The organism is Pseudomonas cedrina subsp. cedrina (genome assembly GCF_001983175.1).
In the GTDB taxonomy this organism is placed as follows: domain Bacteria; phylum Pseudomonadota; class Gammaproteobacteria; order Pseudomonadales; family Pseudomonadaceae; genus Aquipseudomonas; species Aquipseudomonas cedrina.
Window position 1 is genome coordinate 459,432 of the sequence record NZ_MNPW01000004.1, and the last position, 17,777, is coordinate 477,208.

At 61.6% G+C, this 17,777-nt stretch carries 15 protein-coding genes; 6 read left to right on the top strand and 9 right to left on the bottom strand.

The genetic code is table 11. The features are described 5' to 3' along the window. Positions 1-67 precede the first annotated feature (67 nt). On the bottom strand, positions 68-823 hold the full coding sequence (locus BLL36_RS10650; RefSeq protein ID WP_076951385.1) for a MipA/OmpV family protein: 756 nt from the start codon (positions 821-823) through the stop codon (positions 68-70). Positions 824-1,040: 217 nt separating this feature from the next. Between BLL36_RS10650 and BLL36_RS10655 the strand changes: the two genes are divergently transcribed. The 6 genes from BLL36_RS10655 to BLL36_RS10680 all read left to right on the top strand — a co-directional run bounded on the left by BLL36_RS10655 (position 1,041) and on the right by BLL36_RS10680 (position 8,358). Further along, positions 1,041-1,736, top strand: a complete 696-nt coding sequence (locus BLL36_RS10655; RefSeq protein WP_076951386.1) for an MtnX-like HAD-IB family phosphatase — start codon at positions 1,041-1,043, stop codon at positions 1,734-1,736. Beyond that, positions 1,729-3,123: an aspartate aminotransferase family protein gene (locus BLL36_RS10660; RefSeq protein WP_076951387.1), complete on the top strand. Its 1,395-nt coding sequence runs from the start codon at positions 1,729-1,731 to the stop codon at positions 3,121-3,123. Before BLL36_RS10655 ends, BLL36_RS10660 begins: the two co-directional genes overlap by 8 nt. Further along, positions 3,120-4,001, top strand: coding sequence for an alpha/beta hydrolase (locus BLL36_RS10665; protein WP_076951388.1), 882 nt, complete (start codon positions 3,120-3,122; stop codon positions 3,999-4,001). The genes BLL36_RS10660 and BLL36_RS10665 overlap by 4 nt, the downstream gene beginning before the upstream one ends. Before the next feature lie 76 nt (positions 4,002-4,077). After that, the gene (locus BLL36_RS10670) at positions 4,078-5,202 is read left to right on the top strand and encodes a GNAT family N-acetyltransferase (RefSeq protein ID WP_076951389.1); all 1,125 of its coding nucleotides are present in this window, start codon (positions 4,078-4,080) and stop codon (positions 5,200-5,202) included. Then, a complete protein-coding gene (locus tag BLL36_RS10675) occupies positions 5,202-6,971 on the top strand; it encodes a sensor histidine kinase (protein ID WP_076951390.1) in 1,770 nt (589 codons plus the stop codon). The genes BLL36_RS10670 and BLL36_RS10675 overlap by 1 nt, the downstream gene beginning before the upstream one ends. Continuing rightward, positions 6,961-8,358 (top strand): sigma-54-dependent transcriptional regulator, encoded by a 1,398-nt coding sequence (locus tag BLL36_RS10680; RefSeq protein WP_076951391.1) that lies wholly within the window; start codon positions 6,961-6,963, stop codon positions 8,356-8,358. Before BLL36_RS10675 ends, BLL36_RS10680 begins: the two co-directional genes overlap by 11 nt. 130 nt (positions 8,359-8,488) lie before the next feature. Here the strand turns inward: BLL36_RS10680 and BLL36_RS10685 are convergent, their stop codons facing one another. From BLL36_RS10685 to glpD, 8 genes are all read right to left on the bottom strand, one after another. Beyond that, complete coding sequence (locus tag BLL36_RS10685; RefSeq protein ID WP_076951392.1) at positions 8,489-8,827, bottom strand: GlpM family protein; 339 nt, start codon at positions 8,825-8,827, stop codon at positions 8,489-8,491. Further along, complete coding sequence (gene aauR, locus BLL36_RS10690) at positions 8,827-10,176, bottom strand: two-component response regulator AauR (RefSeq protein WP_076951393.1); 1,350 nt, start codon at positions 10,174-10,176, stop codon at positions 8,827-8,829. The genes BLL36_RS10685 and aauR overlap by 1 nt, the downstream gene beginning before the upstream one ends. Beyond that, entirely contained in the window at positions 10,173-12,074 is a 1,902-nt protein-coding gene (gene aauS, locus BLL36_RS10695) for a two-component sensor histidine kinase AauS (protein ID WP_076951394.1), read from the bottom strand. The genes aauR and aauS overlap by 4 nt, the downstream gene beginning before the upstream one ends. 250 nt (positions 12,075-12,324) lie before the next feature. Then, positions 12,325-13,059 (bottom strand): amino acid ABC transporter ATP-binding protein, encoded by a 735-nt coding sequence (locus BLL36_RS10700; RefSeq protein ID WP_076951395.1) that lies wholly within the window; start codon positions 13,057-13,059, stop codon positions 12,325-12,327. Then, positions 13,056-13,727, bottom strand: coding sequence for an amino acid ABC transporter permease (locus BLL36_RS10705; protein WP_076951396.1), 672 nt, complete (start codon positions 13,725-13,727; stop codon positions 13,056-13,058). The genes BLL36_RS10700 and BLL36_RS10705 overlap by 4 nt, the downstream gene beginning before the upstream one ends. Next, positions 13,727-14,473: an amino acid ABC transporter permease gene (locus tag BLL36_RS10710; RefSeq protein ID WP_076951397.1), complete on the bottom strand. Its 747-nt coding sequence runs from the start codon at positions 14,471-14,473 to the stop codon at positions 13,727-13,729. Before BLL36_RS10710 ends, BLL36_RS10705 begins: the two co-directional genes overlap by 1 nt. A gap of 193 nt (positions 14,474-14,666) precedes the next feature. Then, positions 14,667-15,593, bottom strand: coding sequence for a glutamate/aspartate ABC transporter substrate-binding protein (locus BLL36_RS10715; protein WP_076951398.1), 927 nt, complete (start codon positions 15,591-15,593; stop codon positions 14,667-14,669). A gap of 367 nt (positions 15,594-15,960) precedes the next feature. Then, positions 15,961-17,499: a glycerol-3-phosphate dehydrogenase gene (glpD, locus tag BLL36_RS10720; RefSeq protein ID WP_076951399.1), complete on the bottom strand. Its 1,539-nt coding sequence runs from the start codon at positions 17,497-17,499 to the stop codon at positions 15,961-15,963. Positions 17,500-17,777 lie beyond the last annotated feature (278 nt).

Here is a 17,777-nt window from a genome sequence, read left to right on the forward strand (position 1 = left end):
AATGCATCTGGGGCTGACACACCGTCATCGCAGGCAAGCCAGCTCCCACATTTTGCTCCCAGATGATTCAGTTGAAGGTGTAACTGATCGCCGTCTGCACCTGACCCTGGTTCACATCACCGGTCTGCCTGACAATACTGCTGTCCGCCGCCGAGCCCACCAGGTGCACCCAACTCGCACTGGTCAACAGTGACCAGTTGGGCGCCAGCGGGAACTGGAAGCTCTGGCTCAACGTGACGTTCTGGAAACCGCCGCTGGCGTTGTAGGCCTTGAATCCGGTGGCTGCGGCTTCGCTGTCATCCACCCCGAAATACGTCTGGGTCTGGCGCGCATCGGCGAAATGCGCCACCAGGCCGCTGCTGCCGATAACCCCGCCGCCCAGCGGGTAACCCAGCTCACCCCCGACCTTGCCAAGCGCGCCACTTTGCGAATGCCCGCCGCCCACGGCCTGGCCCAGTTGCGCGTAGACCCGCCAGAAATCAGCCGGCGCGTATTGCACAAAGCCGCCTATCTCAGCCATGTCCGACACATTGCGCAGCCCCTGCAGCGATCCGTTGGAGGTGCGCCCCTGCAAGTAATTGATGTAAGGGCCGGCGCTGAAGCCGTGGGTGTGCAAGGCGCTCCAGGTCAAGCCGTCGTCGGTGCCCAGGCTGACATCGCCCCAGTCCAGGTCGAGATACGGCACGGGCCGGGTTTCGTAGCGGCTGCCGGTCGGGTCATGGGGCTGGTAGCTGACGCCTGCGCCGACGTCACCGGTGATGCCTGTGGCGTGCGCGCTGAGGCTGAGTAAACCGGCGAATGCAGCGCATGTGATCCTGGACATGGTCACGGCTCCTGAAAATGAATGCACGCGCATGAACGCGCAGACCGGCATGCCCACGCAAGCACTCATCTTGTTTGTAGCAAGCTACAAAAATTGTAGCTTGCGCCCCACACATACGGCCGCACGCCCAGCCCCGCTGGGCGTTGGCCAATTGGCACAGTCCCTGCTCTAACCCCTGGTGCAAGCGCAGACAGCGCGCTCCATCAAGGTAACCACAATGATTGACTGGCATATCGTGTGCGACTTCGACGGGACCATTACCCCCACCGATGTCATCGACAACGTCCTCCAGCGTTTCGCCGGGCCCGAATGGGAAACCATCGAACAGCAATGGCTGGATGGGCACATCGGTTCACGCGAATGCCTGAGCCGCCAACTGGCGCTGATCAAGGCCACCCCCTCCGAACTGCTGGCGTATTTCGACAGCGTCGAGATCGACCCGGACTTCCCGGACTTCGTCGATCACGTGATGGGCCTGGGCGCGTCCATCGAAGTGGTCAGCGATGGCATCGAGCAGGGCATCGCGCGGATCCTGTCACGCCACTACGTGACCTTGCTGCCGATCCTCGCCAACCGCCTGCGCCAGGTCGACCAGAACAGTTGGCGCATCGATTTCCCCTATGCCAGCGCCGCCTGCCGCGCCGCCTCCGGCAACTGCAAGTGCAAATCCACCCCGCATGACAAGCGGGTGCTGGTGATCGGCGACGGCAAGTCCGACATGTGCGTGGCGTCCACCGCCGATTTCGTGTTCGCCAAGGGCAGCCTCGCCGACTACTGCGTTGCCCACCAGATTCCCCACGCGCGTTTCGACAGTTTTGCCCAAGTGCCCGCATTGCTTGCGCAACTGCCCCAAGGCATCGCTGCCAACGCCGCCTCCTTTGTTGAACATCAGGAACTCTTCCACAATGTCTGATATCCGAATCGCTACCGCCGAAGACCAGGTCCTCCTGGATAAAGAAGCCAAATACTGCTCCTACGGCGACACCGTCCATTACATCGAGCCGCCGCGCATTTTCAGCCGGTGCGAAGGCTCCTATGTGTGGGACACCGAAGACCAGGCCTACCTCGACCTGCAAATGTGGTACTCGGCCGTCAACTTCGGCTACGCCAACCCGCGCCTGAACAACGCGCTGAAACAGCAGATCGATACCCTGCCGCAGATCGCCAGCCAGTACCTGCACAAGGGCAAGATCGAGCTGTCGGAAATGATCGCGGTCGACGCCAAGAACAAGTTCGGTCTCGACGGTCGCGTGCACTTCAACGTCGGCGGTTCGCAATCCATCGAAGACTCCCTGAAAGTGGTGCGTAACGCCACCAACGGCAAGAGCCTGATGTTCGCCTTCGAAGGCGGCTACCACGGTCGTACGCTCGGCGCCTCGTCGATCACTTCCAGCTACCGCTACCGTCGCCGCTACGGCCATTTCGGCGAGCGCGCGCAGTTCATCCCGTTCCCGTATCACTTCCGTGGCCCCAAAGGCATGACCAAGGAAGAGTACGGCAGCCATTGCGTGCAGCAATTCGCGCGCCTGTTCGAAACCGAATACAACGGGGTGTGGGACCCGAAGGTCGGCCAGAGCGAGTATGCCGCGTTCTACGTCGAACCGATCCAGGGCACCGGCGGCTACGTGATCCCGCCGATGAACTTCTACCGCGAACTCAAGCACGTGCTGGACCAGCACGGCATTTTGATGGTCAGCGACGAAATCCAGATGGGCTTCTACCGCACCGGCAAACTGTGGTCGATCGAGCACTTTGACGTGCAGCCGGACGTGATCGTGTTCGGCAAGGCGCTGACCAACGGCCTCAACCCATTGGGCGGCATCTGGGCGCGCGAAGAGCTGATCAATCCGAAAATTTTCCCGCCAGGCTCGACCCACTCCACCTTCGCCTCCAACCCGTTGGGCACGGCGGTGGGCCTGGAAATGTTCAAGATGACCAACGAAGTCGACTACGGCGCGATGGTCATGGCCAAGGGCAAGTTCTTCCTCGAAGGCCTGCAAGACTTGCAGAAACGTTTCCCGATCATCGGCGACGTCGACGGCCTGGGCCTGGCCCTGCGCTGCGAAATCTGCGGCCCGGACGGCTTCACCCCGGACAAGGCGACCCTGGACTACATGGTCGAGGAAGGCATGAAGGGCGATATGGTGGTGGATGGACGCAAACTCGGCCTGATCCTCGACGTGGGCGGTTACTACAAGAACGTGATCACCCTGGCGCCGTCCCTGGAAATCAGCTACCCGGAAATCGAGCTGGGCTTGAAGCTGCTCGAGCAACTGCTGGTACGGGCGACCCAGCGGTGAAACCGGCAGAGATCGACCTCGGTGAAGGTGACGCCGGCTTCGTTCTCGGTGACGGGCCGGTCGGGATTTTGTTGATCCATGGCCTGACCGGCACCCCGACGGAATTGCGCCAGGTCGCCCGGGGCCTGGCCAAGGCGGGCAACTGCACGGTGTACGTGCCCACCCTGGCCGGGCACTGCGGGGACAACAGCGACCTGCAGGCCACCGGCTGGCGCGACTGGTACGAAGGCGTTCGCAAGACCTTCGTGGGCGTCAAGCAGCGCCACGCGCAGGTGTTTGTCGGCGGCTTGTCCATGGGCGCGGTGATGTCGATGTACCTGGCGTCGGAGCATCCGGGGCAGGTCGCCGGCTTGCTGATGTATTCCACCACGCTCAAGTACGACGGCTGGAGCATCAGCAAAATGGCGTTCATCACGCCCCTGTTGATCCGCATTCCGTTTGGCGTGCGCCTGTTCCGCTTCACCGAAAAACCGCCCTACGGCATCAAGAACGAACGCCTGCGCGCCATCGTTGAACGGCAGATGAAACAAGGCGAAAGCAGCGAAGCGGGCTTGTTGACGATGAAGGGCGTGACCGTGCGGGAATTGCATTGGATGAACGCCGAGGTCAAGAAACGCATGCCTTCGATCAACGTACCGGCGCTGGTGCTGCACGCCATTGAGGACGACATCACCAGCCGCTGGAACGCCGACTACGTGGAACGCCACCTCGGCGGGCCGGTGACCAAGATCCTGCTGGACAATTGCTATCACATGATCACGGTCGACCTGCAATACCGCCGGGTGATCGAGCTAAGCGCCCAATTCATCGAACAACACGCAACGCAGGTCGATGTGGGAGCTGGCTTGCCTGCGATAGCGTCGCTGCGGTCTGCCTGATAGACCGAGGTGTTTGCATCGCAGGCAAGCCAGCTCCCACATTTGACAGCGTTCGCCAAAGGCTAAGGAAAACTCTGTGATCACTACCCAAGCCTTCCCGACCATCCGGGCCATCCAGCGCAGCGCCTGGAACGACTGTTTCCCGGGGGCGCTAGAAGACTGGGACTATTACGTCGCCGTGGAAAACGCCGCCATCGCTGATTTCCAGTGGCGCTACCTGGCGGTCTACAAGGAGGGAACGCTGGTGGCGGTGGCCGCCGCTTTCATCACCCATTATCGTCTCGATACCACGGTGTCGGGCGCTGGCAAGCGCTTGACCGAGGGTGTCGAACGGCTGTGGCCGGGGTTGCTGCAACTTGGCTTGTACGCGCTCGGTTCCCCGGTGGCCGAACGTTGCGATGCCGGTTTCGCCAGTGGCGTGCCACAGACACTGCGCCCGCAGTTGCTCAAGCACCTGCTGGAAGCCGCACGCCGGGACGCCGACGACTTTGGTATCGGCCTGCTGGCGGTCAAGGACGCGCCAAGCAAAGACCCGCATTGGCGCCAGAGTTGCCGGGCGGCGGGCTTGCAAAGCATGCCGAGCTTGCCCACGGGCGTATTGCCGCTGCCTTATGGCTCGGTAGACGCCTACCTGGGCTCGCTGGGCAAATCCACCCGCAAGGACCTGCGCCGCAAACTGCGTGCGCCGGGGCCGCGGGTGGAGTGGCGGCGCACGATCGACGATGTGCTGCCCGAGGTCATGCGCCTGTACGAAGCCACGCTGGCACGCGCCGAATTGCAGTTCGAGCGGCTGCCCGCCGGCTACTTCACCGGGGTGCTCGAACGCCTCGATGAGCGCGCGGTCTGTGTGCTCTACTGGGTGGGCGAGCGGTTGGTGGCGTTCAATCTGGTGCTGGTCGACGAGCACCGGCTGGTGGACAAGTTTTTCGGGCATGACGTGGAATTCAGCCGCGACTACAACCTCTACTTTCGCAGCTGGCTGACCAACGTCGACTATTGTATTCAACACAATATCGCGCGGTATGAGTGCGGGCAGGCCGGGTATGCCAGTAAGCTGCGCCTGGGCTGCGAGTTCCAGGGCAACAGTGTGTTTTTCCGCCATCGCAACCGGCTGGTCAACGGCCTGCTCATGCTTGTAAAACTGTTTATCCGACCGGATCGTTCCGACCCTGCCATGGCTGCTGCGATAAGCGAAACCTGATGATCACCAAGACCCGCCAGAAAGCCCGCCCCTTTGCCATTTCGCGCTGGAGCGTCCAGCGCAAGCTGGTGCTGGCGTTCTGGTTGGTCAGCGTGATCCCCACCATGATCGCCGCGGAACTGGCCGCCACCACGCTGTCGCAGATCTTCGACAGCAACGTGCGCATCTGGCTGCAGGAGTCGACCAAGATCGTCAAGGATGAGATCGGCGACATCCTTCACGACAACGCGCGCATGGCCAAACTGTTCCTGCGCTACACCAGCCCGCCTTCGAGCCGGCAAGCCGCGAGGCACGACCGGTTGACCGCCGACATTGCCGACGCCACCGATATCGACGTGGTGGCGCTGATCCGCGTCAGTGACCACAAACTGGTGTTCAGCACCGCCGCCGATGACATCGTCAAGCAGATCAGCCTGGCCAAGAACACGGTATTGCAGACGGTGCAGGTGGGTGGCGCGTCCACCGGCATTGTGGTCTCGACCTTCGAAACCAGCCAGGACGGCGTCGATTACCTGCTGCTGGTGGGGACTTACCTCGACAGCAGTTTCCTCACCAGTGTGGCGGATGTGCATTCCCTGGACCTGCGCCTGTACCTGGCCAACCCCGACGGGTTCTCCGAGATATTCTCGACGCAGCGCTTCGAGGACCACCCTTCGCGCATCCCCAAGAACGTCGAAACCGCGATGCGCAGCACCAAGCAGCCCAGCGAGCAGTTCACCAACAACTACAGCGGTTTGTACTGGCCGATCTTCAACGATGCGGGCGAGCTGCAAGGCGTGATTTTCAGCGGCCTGCTGCGCCACACCAGCCTGGTAGGGCTGGTGAACCAGAGCAATCTGTTCGTGCTGATCTTTCTGCTCAGCTCGGCGCTGTCGCTGGCGGCGGGGGTATGGGTGTCGCGGCGCCTGACCAAGCCGCTGCGGGATCTTTCCCAAGGCGTCGGCGCGGTGATTTCCGGCGACTACGCGCACCGCGTGGTGGTCAGCGGTGGCGACGAGCTGGCGCAATTGAGCAGCACCTTCAACCATATGACCGAGCGCCTGGGCGAGTTGCATCAGCTTGAAGCGCAGTTGCGTCGGCGTGATCGCCTGCACGCCCTGGGTGAAGTCGCCATGGGCCTGGCCCACGAAATCCGCAACCCGCTGGGGATCATCAAGACTGCGACCCAGTTGCTGCACCGCCGGGCCGACCTGGCGGACACCGACAAGCGTCACCTGGAATACGTGATCAGTGAGGTCAGCCGCATCAACGACCTGATCACCGAATTCCTCGACTTCGCCAAGCCCAACCCGCCGTTGCGCGTGGTGCTGCCTGCGCGCCCCCTGGTGGAGGAAATTCTTGGCTTCTGCGGCCCGGAACTGGCCTCCCATAACATCGATGCACAGATCGATGACCAGGCGCCGGGCGCGACCCTTTATGCGGATGCCAAGCAGCTCAAGCAGGCGTGCCTCAACCTGATTCTCAACGCCATCGACGCGATGCCCGAAGGCGGGCGCCTGACGCTGGGCATTCGCACGGCGGGCGAGCATACGGTGATCAGCATTGCCGACACCGGCCAGGGTATCGAGGCGCAAATGATCGAGCGTATCTTCACGCCCTTCGTCACCACCAAGGCTTCCGGCACCGGCCTGGGCCTGGCCAAAGTCTATTCGATCATGGAAAGTCACGACGCCAGCATCGAATGCGCCAGTGAGAAGGATGCCGGCGCCACGTTCAGCCTGTACATTCCGGCGATGGGCGAAGACGACGAGGACAGTCATGACGCATAACATTCTGGTGGTCGACGACGAACCCAAGCTCTGCGACCTGCTGGCGTCGGCCCTGGGTCAGAACGATGTGCAGGTGTTTATCGCCGGCAATGGTCTGCATGCGCTCAAGGTGCTGGAAGGGGAAGACATCGACCTGGTCATCAGTGACTGGCGCATGCCGGGCATGGACGGGCCGGCGCTGCTGGCCGAGATCAAGCTGCGCTACCCGCACGTGCCGGTGATCGTGATGACCGCCTACAGCACGGTGAAAAACGCCGTGCAGTCGATGCGCAACGGTGCCTACGACTACATCGCCAAGCCGTTCGACATCGACGAACTGGACATCACCGTGGCCAAGGCCCTGCAGTTTCGCGACATCATGCGCGACAACGCACGCCTGCGTGCCGAGCTGGATGAACACGCGCAATTCGACAGCCTGGTCGGCGACAGCCCGGCGTTTCGCAAAGTGCTGCAAGCGGTGGAATCGGTGCGCGACAGCAGCGCGACCATTCTGCTGACCGGCGAAAGCGGCACCGGCAAGGAAATGGTCGCCCGCGCCATCCACAAGCACGGCAGCCGTGCCGACAAGCCGTTCGTGGCGGTCAACTGCGCGGCCATCCCCGAAGGGTTGCTGGAAAGCGAAATGTTCGGCCATCGCAAAGGCGCGTTTACCGGCGCCGTGGCCGACCGGGTAGGGCGCTTCCAGCAGGCCGACAAGGGCACGTTGTTTCTCGATGAAGTGGGCGATATGCCGCTGGCCCTGCAAGCCAAGATTTTGCGGGCGTTGCAGGAACGCGTGATCGAACCGGTGGGCGACCCGCGCGAGCGCAAGGTGGACGTGCGGGTGATCGCGGCCACCAACAAGAATCTATTGGAGGCGGTGGCCAACAAGGAATTTCGCGAAGACCTGTATTACCGCCTCAATGTGTTCCCGATCCCGCTGCCGGCGTTGCGTGAACGCGTTGAAGACATCGCGCCCCTGGCCCGGCACTTCGCCCACACGCTGAGCGCCACTGCCGGCAAACGCATTACCGGGTTCAGTGCCGAAGCGTTGCAGGCCATGGCGGCGTATCACTGGCCGGGCAATATCCGCGAACTGCAGAACTGCGTGGAGCGCGCGACCATCGTGGCGGCTTCGCCGGTTATCGAGGATATCGACTTGCCGGGGTATCTGTTTGCATCAAAACCCAGCGTAGGCGGCGTGGCAACGATCCTCAGCGACGGCCCGGGCATTCCCCAGGATCTGGATGCGGCATTGGCGGAAGTGGAGAAGGCCTACATACTCGCGGCGTTGCAGGAGAGCAATGGGGTGCAGGCCGCTGCAGCGGCGAAGATCGGGATTTCCGAGCGCAGCTTCTGGTATCGCCTGAAGAAGCTGGGCATCCAGGTCGACAAGATTGTCCGCTGACCTCTCTGGCACGCCTCAATTCAACTGTGGGAGCTGGCTTGCCTGCGATAGCGGTGTATCAGCCAACTCATCTGGCACAGACATACCGCAATCGCAGGCAAGCCAGCTCCCACAGTTTGATCGAGTTGTGTCAGGTATGAACGCGTACCCAGATGCTTACCAGCACGGTCGCAGCCATCAACCAGGCTACCGCCGCCACGGCTAACGACGCCTCCAAGCGCATCCGATCCACCACCACATACAACGTCGCCAGATACACGAAATACGGAATGATCGACCACATCCCGAACAGTATCGTGGTCTTAAGATCCTCCACCGAACGGCCCTTGCCGACGATGTAGTGGGCGATCAACGCAAAGGTCGGAAACAGCGGCACCAACCCCGCGATGTAGTAGTTTTTGGTCTTGGCCAGCGCCGCCAGAATCAATACCACGGCGGCGCCCAGGGCGGCCTTCAAGAAAAGATCCATCAGTGACTCAACCCGTATTTTTTGACTTTGTCGAACAAGGTGGTCTTGGCCATGCCCAGTTCCTGGCTGGCCTGGGTCAGGTTGCCGCCGCTGCGTTGCAGGGCGTCATTGAGCAGGTTGCGTTCGAAAGCCTCAACCGCCTCGGTGAAGGCCAGGCCTTGATTGCCACTGCTGGCGCCGCTTTTCTTGAAGGCCGGCAGGCCGAGGGCGAAGCGTTCGGCCACGTTGCGCAACTCACGCACGTTGCCCGGCCAGTCGTGGCTCATCAGGCTCGACAGGGTCTGGTTGTCCAGCTCCGGCACCGCCCGGTCGAAGCGCAGGGATGACTGCTGCAGGAAGTGTTCGAACAATTGCAGGATGTCTTCGCGGCGCTCGCGCAGGGGCGGCAATTCCAGGGTCACCACGTTGAGGCGGTAGTACAGGTCGCTGCGGAACTGACTGGCGCGGCTCAGTTCGTCGAGGTCGGACTTGGTGGCGGCGATCACGCGGCAATCCACCGCCACGCTCTGGTTCGATCCCAGGCGTTCCAGGGTGCGCTCCTGCAAGACGCGCAGCAATTTGATCTGTAGGTTGATCGGCATGCTTTCCACTTCATCGAGAAACAGCGTGCCTTCGTGGGCGTGTTCGATCTTGCCGATGCGACGCTTGCCGGCGCCGGTGAAGGCGTTGGCTTCATGGCCGAAAATCTCGCTTTCGAACAGGTTTTCCGGCAGGCCGCCGCAGTTCAGCGCGACGAACTGGTGGGCATGACGGCGGCTGAAATCATGCAGGCAGCGCGCAACCAGTTCCTTGCCGGTGCCGGTCTCGCCTTCGATCAATACGTTGGCCGAGGTGTCGGCGACGTTGGCGATCAACTCGCGCAGGTGCTGCATGGCCGGCGAGCGGCCGATGATGCGGCCTTCCAGGGAATCGCGCTCGGCCAGTTGGCGGCGCAGCGACCAGACTTCCCGCGCCAGCCCGCGCTGCTCCAGGGCGCGGCGCGCGACGTCCACCAGGCGCTCGGGAGAGAAGGGTTTTTCCATGAAATCGTAGGCGCCATTGCGCATCGCACCGACCGCCATGGAGATATCGCCATGCCCGGTGATCAGCACCACCGGCAGGCTTTTATCCAGGGCCTTGAGACGGTTGAGCAGCTCCAGGCCGTCGATGCCCGGCAGGCGAATGTCGCTGATCACAATGCCGGCGAAGTTCTCGCCGATGCGCTGCAACGCCTCTTCGGCACTGCCGACGCCGACGCTGGGAATATCTTCCAGGGCCAGGGCTTGTTGGCAACCGAGCAACACGTGGGGGTCGTCTTCGACGATCAGTACGGTGAGGTCGTCTTTAAGGGCTGTAGCGTCTGTATTCATGTCGACTCAGCTTTTTGAACGCCCGCCAAGGGCAGGCACAGGACAAAGGCCGTTCCGCCACTGGCCGGGTGTTCCACGACGAGGTTGCCGCCGGTGGCCGCCGCCAGGCTGGCGGATAGGGTAAGGCCCAGGCCCAGGCCTTGCTCGCCGGGTTTGGTGGTGAAGAACGGTTCGAACAAATGTTTGCGTGCCTCGGGGTCGATGCCGTGACCATTGTCGCGCACCTGCAGGCGGTATTTACCGTCGGCGCTGCTGCCGTCCAGCCACAGCTCGGGGGCCGGCTGGGCTTGCATGGCGTCAAGGGCATTGCCGATCAGGTTGACCAGGATCTGCTCCAGGCGCGTCTGGTCAATCTGCAATTGGGCGTTGGTGAAGCCACGGTGCAGGGTCAGCGGCAGGCTGTCCAGGCGTGCGCCGAGTACCTGGAACGCGGCGTCCACGGCCTTGGCGAGGCTGGCTTCGCCCTGGTCGTCGCCGCGCCTTGCAAAGGAGCGCAGGCTGGCGGTGATGCGGCCCATGCGGTCGATCAGTTCGTTGATGGTCTTGAGGTTGGCGCTGGCGGTGTCCAGCGCGCCGCGCTCCAGGAAGCGCACGGTATTGCCGGACAAGGTGCGCAGTGCCGCCAGCGGCTGGTTCAGTTCGTGAGCGATGCTGGTGGACATCTGGCCGATGGCCGCCAGCTTGCCGGCCTGCACCAGTTCATCCTGGGCGCGGCGCAGGGTTTCTTCGGCCTGGCGCCGCTCGCGGATCTGGCCTTTGAGCCGTTCGTTGCTGGCGCGCAGGTCGGCGGTGCGTTCGGCGATCCGTCGCTCCAGCTGGCTGTTGGCTTCCTGCAGGGCTTCCCGTGCGGCAAGGCGGGTGGCGATGACCTTGCGCCTTTCGTTCCAGGCAATCAGCAAAAACGCCACCAGGCCAAACGCCACCGCCACCAGGATGCCCTGGTTGATGGCGGCGCGGCGCAGGTCGTTGAGCGGGGTGAGCAGGGTGAAATTCCACGGTGTGTCGTTGAGCGGGCGGGTTTGCGCCAGGTAACTGACGGCGTGCTCGTCATTGACCACTTCGCTATTGGCCGGGAAGGTCAGTTTCTCGGTGCCTTCGTTGAGGCGTTCGCGGGCCAGGGGCTCCAGCGCGTTCAGCGTCGCCCAGTAATATTGCAGGCTGTGGGCCAGGCGGTCCTTGGTTTCATCGCTCAGCGGGCGCACGGCCTTGAGGCGGCGGGCCGGGTCGCTGGAGAGGATGATGATGCCGTTCTCGTCGCTGACGAAGGCTTCGAGGCGCGCGCGTTGCCAGCGTTCTTCCAGAGCTTCGAGGCGCACTTTGACCACGGCGACACCGATGATTTTGCCGTGTTCTTCCAGGCCATGGGCCAGGTAGTAGCCGGGTTCGCCATTGGTGCTGCCGATGCCGTAGAAACGTCCGGGCTGGCCGCGCACGGCGTTCTGGAAATAGGCGCGAAAGGACAGGTCTTCGCCTTGGTAACTGTCGGCATCGCGCCAGTTACTGGTGGCGAGTACGCGGCCGGTGGTGTCCATCACGTAGATGGCGCGGCTGCGACTGCGTCGGTTGAGGCCTTCGAGGTAATCGTTGACGGTTTTGCGGGTTTCCTGGTTGGGGTCGGCCAACAGCGTGGATACGCTGGATTCAAGTTCCAGCAGGCTGGGCAGGTAGGTGTATTTGCTCAGTTCACTTTCGACGGTACGGGCGTGCAACTCCAGCTGGCGTTCGCCGGTGTCGCTGAGGGTGCGAATGCCGTAGTACTCGCTGATCCAGAAGCCGATGTAACCCAGGCCGATCATCAGGGCGATGATCAACGGTGGCAGGAACAGTTGGCGAATCAGGCGTGGTTTCACGGCAAGTGATGGCGGTGCGGCGCGAAATTGGTTGGGGTCGCATTTCATCACAGATGCCTTGGGTCAACCAGTTGTGCTGATGGTGCTTGTCCAGTGGCGAGCGGGGTTATTGTGGCGAGCGGGCTTGCCCCGCGTTGGGCTGCGTAGCGGCCCCAGTAATGAGGAATGCAGTGTGTCAGGCAATCCTCGGTCGCTGGTTTTGGGGCCGCTGCGCAGCCCAACGCGGGGCAAGCCCGCTCGCCACAGCAAGCCCGCTCCCACAATGGATCCGGTTTCTACAGTGGAAGCGCTGTAGTACTTAGTGCTGCAGGATTTTCTCAAGGAAGTGCTGCGCGCGTTCGGAGCGGGCGCTGATGTCGCCGAAGAACTCTTCTTTCGGGCAGTCTTCGATGATCTTGCCGGCGTCCATGAAGATCACGCGGTCGGCCACTTTGCGGGCGAAGCCCATTTCGTGGGTCACGCACATCATGGTCATGCCTTCCTGAGCCAGCTGCACCATCACGTCCAGTACTTCGTTGACCATTTCCGGGTCGAGCGCCGAGGTCGGTTCGTCGAACAGCATGACGATCGGGTCCATGGCCAGGGCGCGGGCGATTGCCACACGCTGTTGCTGGCCGCCGGAGAGCTGGCCCGGGTGCTTGTGGGCGTGCGCCGACAGGCCCACGCGCTCGAGCAGTTGCAGGCCCTTCTTGGTGGCTTCTTCCTTGCTGCGGCCGAGCACCTTGATCTGCGCGATGGTCAGGTTTTCGGTGATGGTCAGGTGCGGGAACAGTTCGAAGTGCTGGAACACCATGCCCACGCGTGAACGCAGTTGCGGCAGGTTGGTCTTCGGGTCGGCAATCGAGGTGCCGTCCACGATAACGTCGCCCTTCTGGAACGGTTCCAGTGCGTTGACGCATTTGATCAGGGTGGATTTGCCCGAGCCGGACGGCCCGCACACCACGATCACTTCGCCTTTTTTAACCTCGGTGCTGCAATCGGTCAGCACCTGGAAGTCGCCATACCATTTGTTGATGTTCTTGATAGAGATCATACGGCAAACCTTTTTTGCAGACGCTTGACCAGCAGCGAGGCGGAAAAGCTGATGATGAAGTAGACGACACCGGCGAAGATCAGGAACTCGTTGGAGCGGCCGATGATGTCGCCGTTGGAACGGGCGGAGTTGAGGAAGTCCACCAGGCCCACGGTGTAAACCAGCGAGGTGTCCTGGAACAGGATGATCGACTGCTGCAGCAGCAACGGCGTCATCTTGCGGAACGCCTGGGGCAGGATGATCAGGCGCATGGTCTGGCCGTAGGTCATGCCCATGGCCTGTGCCGCCGCCATCTGGCCCTTGGGGATCGACTGCACGCCGGCCCGCACGATTTCGCAGAAGTACGCGGCTTCGAACATCATGAAGGCCACGACGCAGGAGGTGAACGCACCGATCGGGGTGTCTTCGCCTGTGATCCAGCGCAGCACGAACGGTACCGCCAGGTAGAACCAGGTGATCACCAGCAGCAGCGGGATCGAGCGGAAGTAGTTCACGTAGGCGCCGGCCACGCGCGACAGCAGCTTGTTGGACGACAGGCGCATCAGCGCGAGAATCGTGCCCAGGATGATGCCGCCGACCACGCCCATGACCATCAACTGCAGGGTCATGACCATGCCGTTCCACAGGCCGGGGATGGCGGGGATGATGCCGCTGAAATCGAATTCCATTATTTACCCCCCAGGGAGATCAGGCCGGGCACCGCGACTTTCTTCTCGACCATGCGCATCAGCAGCATCAGGCTCATGTTCAGGGTGAAGTAGATCAGCGTGGCCAGGGTGAAGGCCTCGAACAGGTTGGCCGAGAACTCGGCGGTCTGCTTGGTTTGCGCCAGCAGTTCCATCAGGCCGATCAGGGACGCCACGGAGGAGTTCTTGAAGACGTTGAGGAATTCCGAGGTGAGCGGCGGAATGATGATCCGGTAGGCCTGGGGCAGCAGCACGTTCCAGTAGATCTGCGGCAGCTTGAAGCCCATGGCGCGCGCGGCGGCTTCCTGGCCGGTTGGCAGCGCCTGGATGCCGGTGCGCACCTGTTCGCAGACGCGGGCGGCGGTGAACAGGCCCAGGCACACGACAACGCTCAGGTAGGCGGACGTCGTCGGGTTCAGGTCCTGTTTGTACCAGTCTTGCAGGCCTTGGGGCAGCAGGTCGGGTATCAGGAAGTACCAGATGAACAGCTGAACCAGCAGCGGCACATTGCGAAACAGTTCGACGTAGCAGGTCGCGATGCCCGCCACGAGGCGGTTCGGCACCGTGCGCATGACGCCCAGGACGGACCCCAGCAGCAAGGCGATGATCCACGCCACGACAGCGATGGCGATAGTCCAGCCCAAACCGGCGATGTACCAGTCGAGATACGTCTCGCTGCCAACGCCGGTGGACTTGAAGAATACGCCCCAGTCCCAGTTGTAATTCATTAGGGTCTCCCCCGAAATCGATCGATGTACAAGCACCCGCTTGGGGAAAGTCCATTCCCGCCCGGCGATGAACGCCAGGCACACGCGATCGGCTCGAAAACCGCCAGGTCGAGTGTTCCAAAATAAAACCAGCAGGTAGTAACAGACGCCTGAGGGAGGTTTGGCTCCCTCAGGCGATAAGCTTAGTCAGGTATCAGATTTTTACGTCAGGCGCTGGTTTGTCGCTTGGGTTGGCGATCAGCTCCTTCACCTTTTCACTCATCGGGAAGTTCAGGTTCAGGCCTTTTGGCGGGATCGGGCTTTCGAACCATTTGGCGTAGATCTTGTTGATCTCGCCGGACTTGTACAGACCGACGATGGCGTTATCCACGGCTTTCTTGAAGTCCGGATCGCCTTTGCGAACCATGCAGGCATAGGCTTCGAAGGACTGCGGCGTACCGGTGATGACCCAATCGTCCGGCTTCTTGGCCTTGGCTTCTTCACCGGCGAGCAGGGCGTCATCCATCATGAAGGCAACCGCGCGGCCGCTTTCGAGCATCTGGAAGGATTCGCCGTGGTCTTTGGCGGAGATGACGTTCATGCCCATCTGCTTGTCGGCGTTCATCGCCTTGATGATGCGCTCGGACGTGGTGCCGGCGGTGGTCACGACGTTCTTGCCTTTGAGGTCGGCGAAGTCGGCGTAGGACGGCTTGCCTTCCTTGTCTTTCTTGACCAGCAGGCGAGTGCCGATTTCGAAGATGTTGGTGGTGAAGTCGACTTGCTGGGCGCGTTCGGCATTGTTGGTGGTGGAGCCGCACTCGAGGTCCGCGGTGCCGTTCTGGATCAGCGGAATACGGGTTTGCGAGGTGACCAGGTTGTACTTGGTCTTCAGGTCGGGTTTGTTCAGGTCTTTTTTCAGGGCTTCAACGATAGCCAGCTGAATGTCATGGGAGTAGCCCACGGGTTTGCCCGAACCGTCCGCGATGTAGGAAAACGGGATGGAGCTGTCGCGGTGAGCGAGAGTGATGGTGCCGGAGTCGTTGATCTTCTTCAGGGTGCCGGTGAGTTCAGCGGCGAACACTGGAGTGGTGATCAGAGCGGCAGCGATAGCTGCGCCCAGAATATGGGGAACGATGCGCATCAATACTTCCTCGACATTTGTTTTTTTTATGAAGCCAGCTAAACGGCTCTCTTGTACAGCGAATGCCCGTGACGGCTCCTGAGGCGTCCCAGGCAATCGTCCAAGAGTGTAGAGCATGAGTCGTGCCATACCAGCAGTAAAAGATTAACTGCATGATTTAGTTGGGGATTAAGTTTATATGACGAGTTATTTTTAAGCCTTGGGTCCGGCAAACCGAATAGGTTGTCGTGTGGCGTTCGGAAAACCGAATGGGCCTGTAGGAGCGAGCTTGCTCGCGAAAAACGCAAAACGCCGCGTTCATGCTGAATAAACGCGGCGTTCTCAGGTTTTTCGCGAGCAAGCTCGCTCCTACAGGATTACGGGTGTGTCAGGCAGCCTGGGTCTTGCTGCGGTTCTGCTCGACCTTGGACAGGTAACGTTGCACGCTTTCCTGCTCCTGCGCGGTGGTGAACAGGCCGAGCTTGGTGCGGCGCCACAGCACGTCCTGAGCTTGGGTCGCCCACTCTTCGGCGCACAGGTAGTCGACTTCGCGGGTGTACAGGCCACCACCCAGGTGCTCGCCCAGGTCGGCCAGGGATTGCACGCCTTCCAGCAGGCGCCAGGTGCGGCTGCCGTAGGTGGTGGACCAACGGCGGGCGATCTCGCTCGGCACCCAGTCGAATTTGCTGCGAATGGCTTCGGCCAGGGCTTCTGGCGTCGTCATGTCTTCGCCGCCCGGCAGGCTGGCCTTGGCGGTCCAGCTCGGGCGCATCTGGGTGAAGTACGGCGCCAGTTGCGCCATGGCCGATTCGGCAAGCTTGCGGTACGTGGTCAACTTGCCGCCGAACACCGACAGGATCGGCGCCTCGCCCGTGCCGCCCGACAAGGCCAGGGTGTAGTCGCGGGTAATGGCCGACGGGTTGTCCGACTCGTCATTGCACAACGGGCGCACACCGGAGTAGGTGTGGACGATGTCGTCGCGACTCACTTGTTTCTTGAAATGCGCATTGACCACTTTGAGCATGTAGTCGGTTTCGCCTTCGGTGATCGCAACTGCAGCCGGGTCGCCGGTGTACTCGCGGTCGGTGGTGCCGATGATGGTCAAGTGGTTCAGGTACGGAATGGTGAAAACGATGCGCTGGTCTTCGTTCTGCAGGATGTGCGCATGCGCACCTTCGTAAAGTTTGGGCACGATCAGGTGGCTGCCCTGGATCAGGCGGATGCCGTAGGGCGAGTCCAGCTTCAGGTCGTCCTTGATGAATTTGGCGACCCACGGGCCTGCGGCGTTTACCAGCGCACGGGCACGGATCGAGAACAGGCTGCCATCGGCGCGTTCCATGTTCATTTCCCACAGGCCTTTGCTGCGGTGGGCACTGACGCAACGGGTCTGGGTGTGGATGTGTGCGCCTTTTTCGCGGGCGGCCATGGCGTTCAATACGACGAGGCGGGCGTCATCGACCCAGCAATCGGAATATTCGAAGCCTTTGGTGATTTCGCTTTTCAACGGGCTGTCCGGGCCGAACTTGAGGCTTTTCGAACCGGCCAGCTTTTCGCGCTTGCCCAGGTTGTCATACAGGAACAGGCCGGCGCGGATCATCCAGGCCGGACGCAGGTGCGGGCGGTGCGGCAGGACGAAGCGCATCTGCTTGACGATATGCGGCGCCTTGGCCAGCAACACTTCACGTTCAGCCAGCGCTTCACGCACCAGGCGGAATTCGTAGTGTTCAAGGTAGCGCAGGCCGCCGTGAATCAGTTTGCTACTGGCGGAAGACGTGTGGCTGGCCAGGTCGTCCTTTTCGCAAAGGAATACCGACAAACCGCGCCCGGCTGCGTCTGCTGCAATGCCGACGCCGTTGATCCCGCCGCCGATTACGGCAACGTCATAGACTTCGGCAAGCGGTGGAGCAGGCAAGGTAGAAGGGTTCATCGGCTGGCCTCTCGATCTTTTCGTATTGGAATTCGAACATTAATGTTCATTTGCGAAAATGGTAGCTGATAAACGCGGGCACAGCCAGTCGAGTTCGATTGAAAAAACTCATCGAAGGAGGGGGAAAGGAAAATTTGTGAACGTGAGCCTGGGCCAGGCTCGAGAGAATGAGTGCTGGATGGATCGCCTTCGCGGGCAAGCCCGCTCCCACAGGTGGCCGCATTCCCATGCCGGAACTCGATCAAATGTGGGAGCGGGCTTGCCCGCGATGGCGGCGG

What these genes read in the sequence shown, in the direction of transcription:
- aauR (WP_076951393.1), bottom strand. Translation starts at nt 10,176, where the DNA reads ATGAATACAGACGCTACAGCCCTTAAAGACGACCTCACCGTACTGATC.
- BLL36_RS10655 (WP_076951386.1), top strand. Translation starts at nt 1,041, where the DNA reads ATGATTGACTGGCATATCGTGTGCGACTTCGACGGGACCATTACCCCC.
- BLL36_RS10675 (WP_076951390.1), top strand. Translation starts at nt 5,202, where the DNA reads ATGATCACCAAGACCCGCCAGAAAGCCCGCCCCTTTGCCATTTCGCGC.
- BLL36_RS10685 (WP_076951392.1), bottom strand. Translation starts at nt 8,827, where the DNA reads ATGGATCTTTTCTTGAAGGCCGCCCTGGGCGCCGCCGTGGTATTGATT.
- BLL36_RS10700 (WP_076951395.1), bottom strand. Translation starts at nt 13,059, where the DNA reads ATGATCTCTATCAAGAACATCAACAAATGGTATGGCGACTTCCAGGTG.
- BLL36_RS10715 (WP_076951398.1), bottom strand. Translation starts at nt 15,593, where the DNA reads ATGCGCATCGTTCCCCATATTCTGGGCGCAGCTATCGCTGCCGCTCTG.
- BLL36_RS10680 (WP_076951391.1), top strand. Translation starts at nt 6,961, where the DNA reads ATGACGCATAACATTCTGGTGGTCGACGACGAACCCAAGCTCTGCGAC.
- glpD (WP_076951399.1), bottom strand. Translation starts at nt 17,499, where the DNA reads ATGAACCCTTCTACCTTGCCTGCTCCACCGCTTGCCGAAGTCTATGAC.
- BLL36_RS10660 (WP_076951387.1), top strand. Translation starts at nt 1,729, where the DNA reads ATGTCTGATATCCGAATCGCTACCGCCGAAGACCAGGTCCTCCTGGAT.
- BLL36_RS10710 (WP_076951397.1), bottom strand. Translation starts at nt 14,473, where the DNA reads ATGAATTACAACTGGGACTGGGGCGTATTCTTCAAGTCCACCGGCGTT.
- aauS (WP_076951394.1), bottom strand. Translation starts at nt 12,074, where the DNA reads ATGAAATGCGACCCCAACCAATTTCGCGCCGCACCGCCATCACTTGCC.
- BLL36_RS10705 (WP_076951396.1), bottom strand. Translation starts at nt 13,727, where the DNA reads ATGGAATTCGATTTCAGCGGCATCATCCCCGCCATCCCCGGCCTGTGG.
- BLL36_RS10650 (WP_076951385.1), bottom strand. Translation starts at nt 823, where the DNA reads ATGTCCAGGATCACATGCGCTGCATTCGCCGGTTTACTCAGCCTCAGC.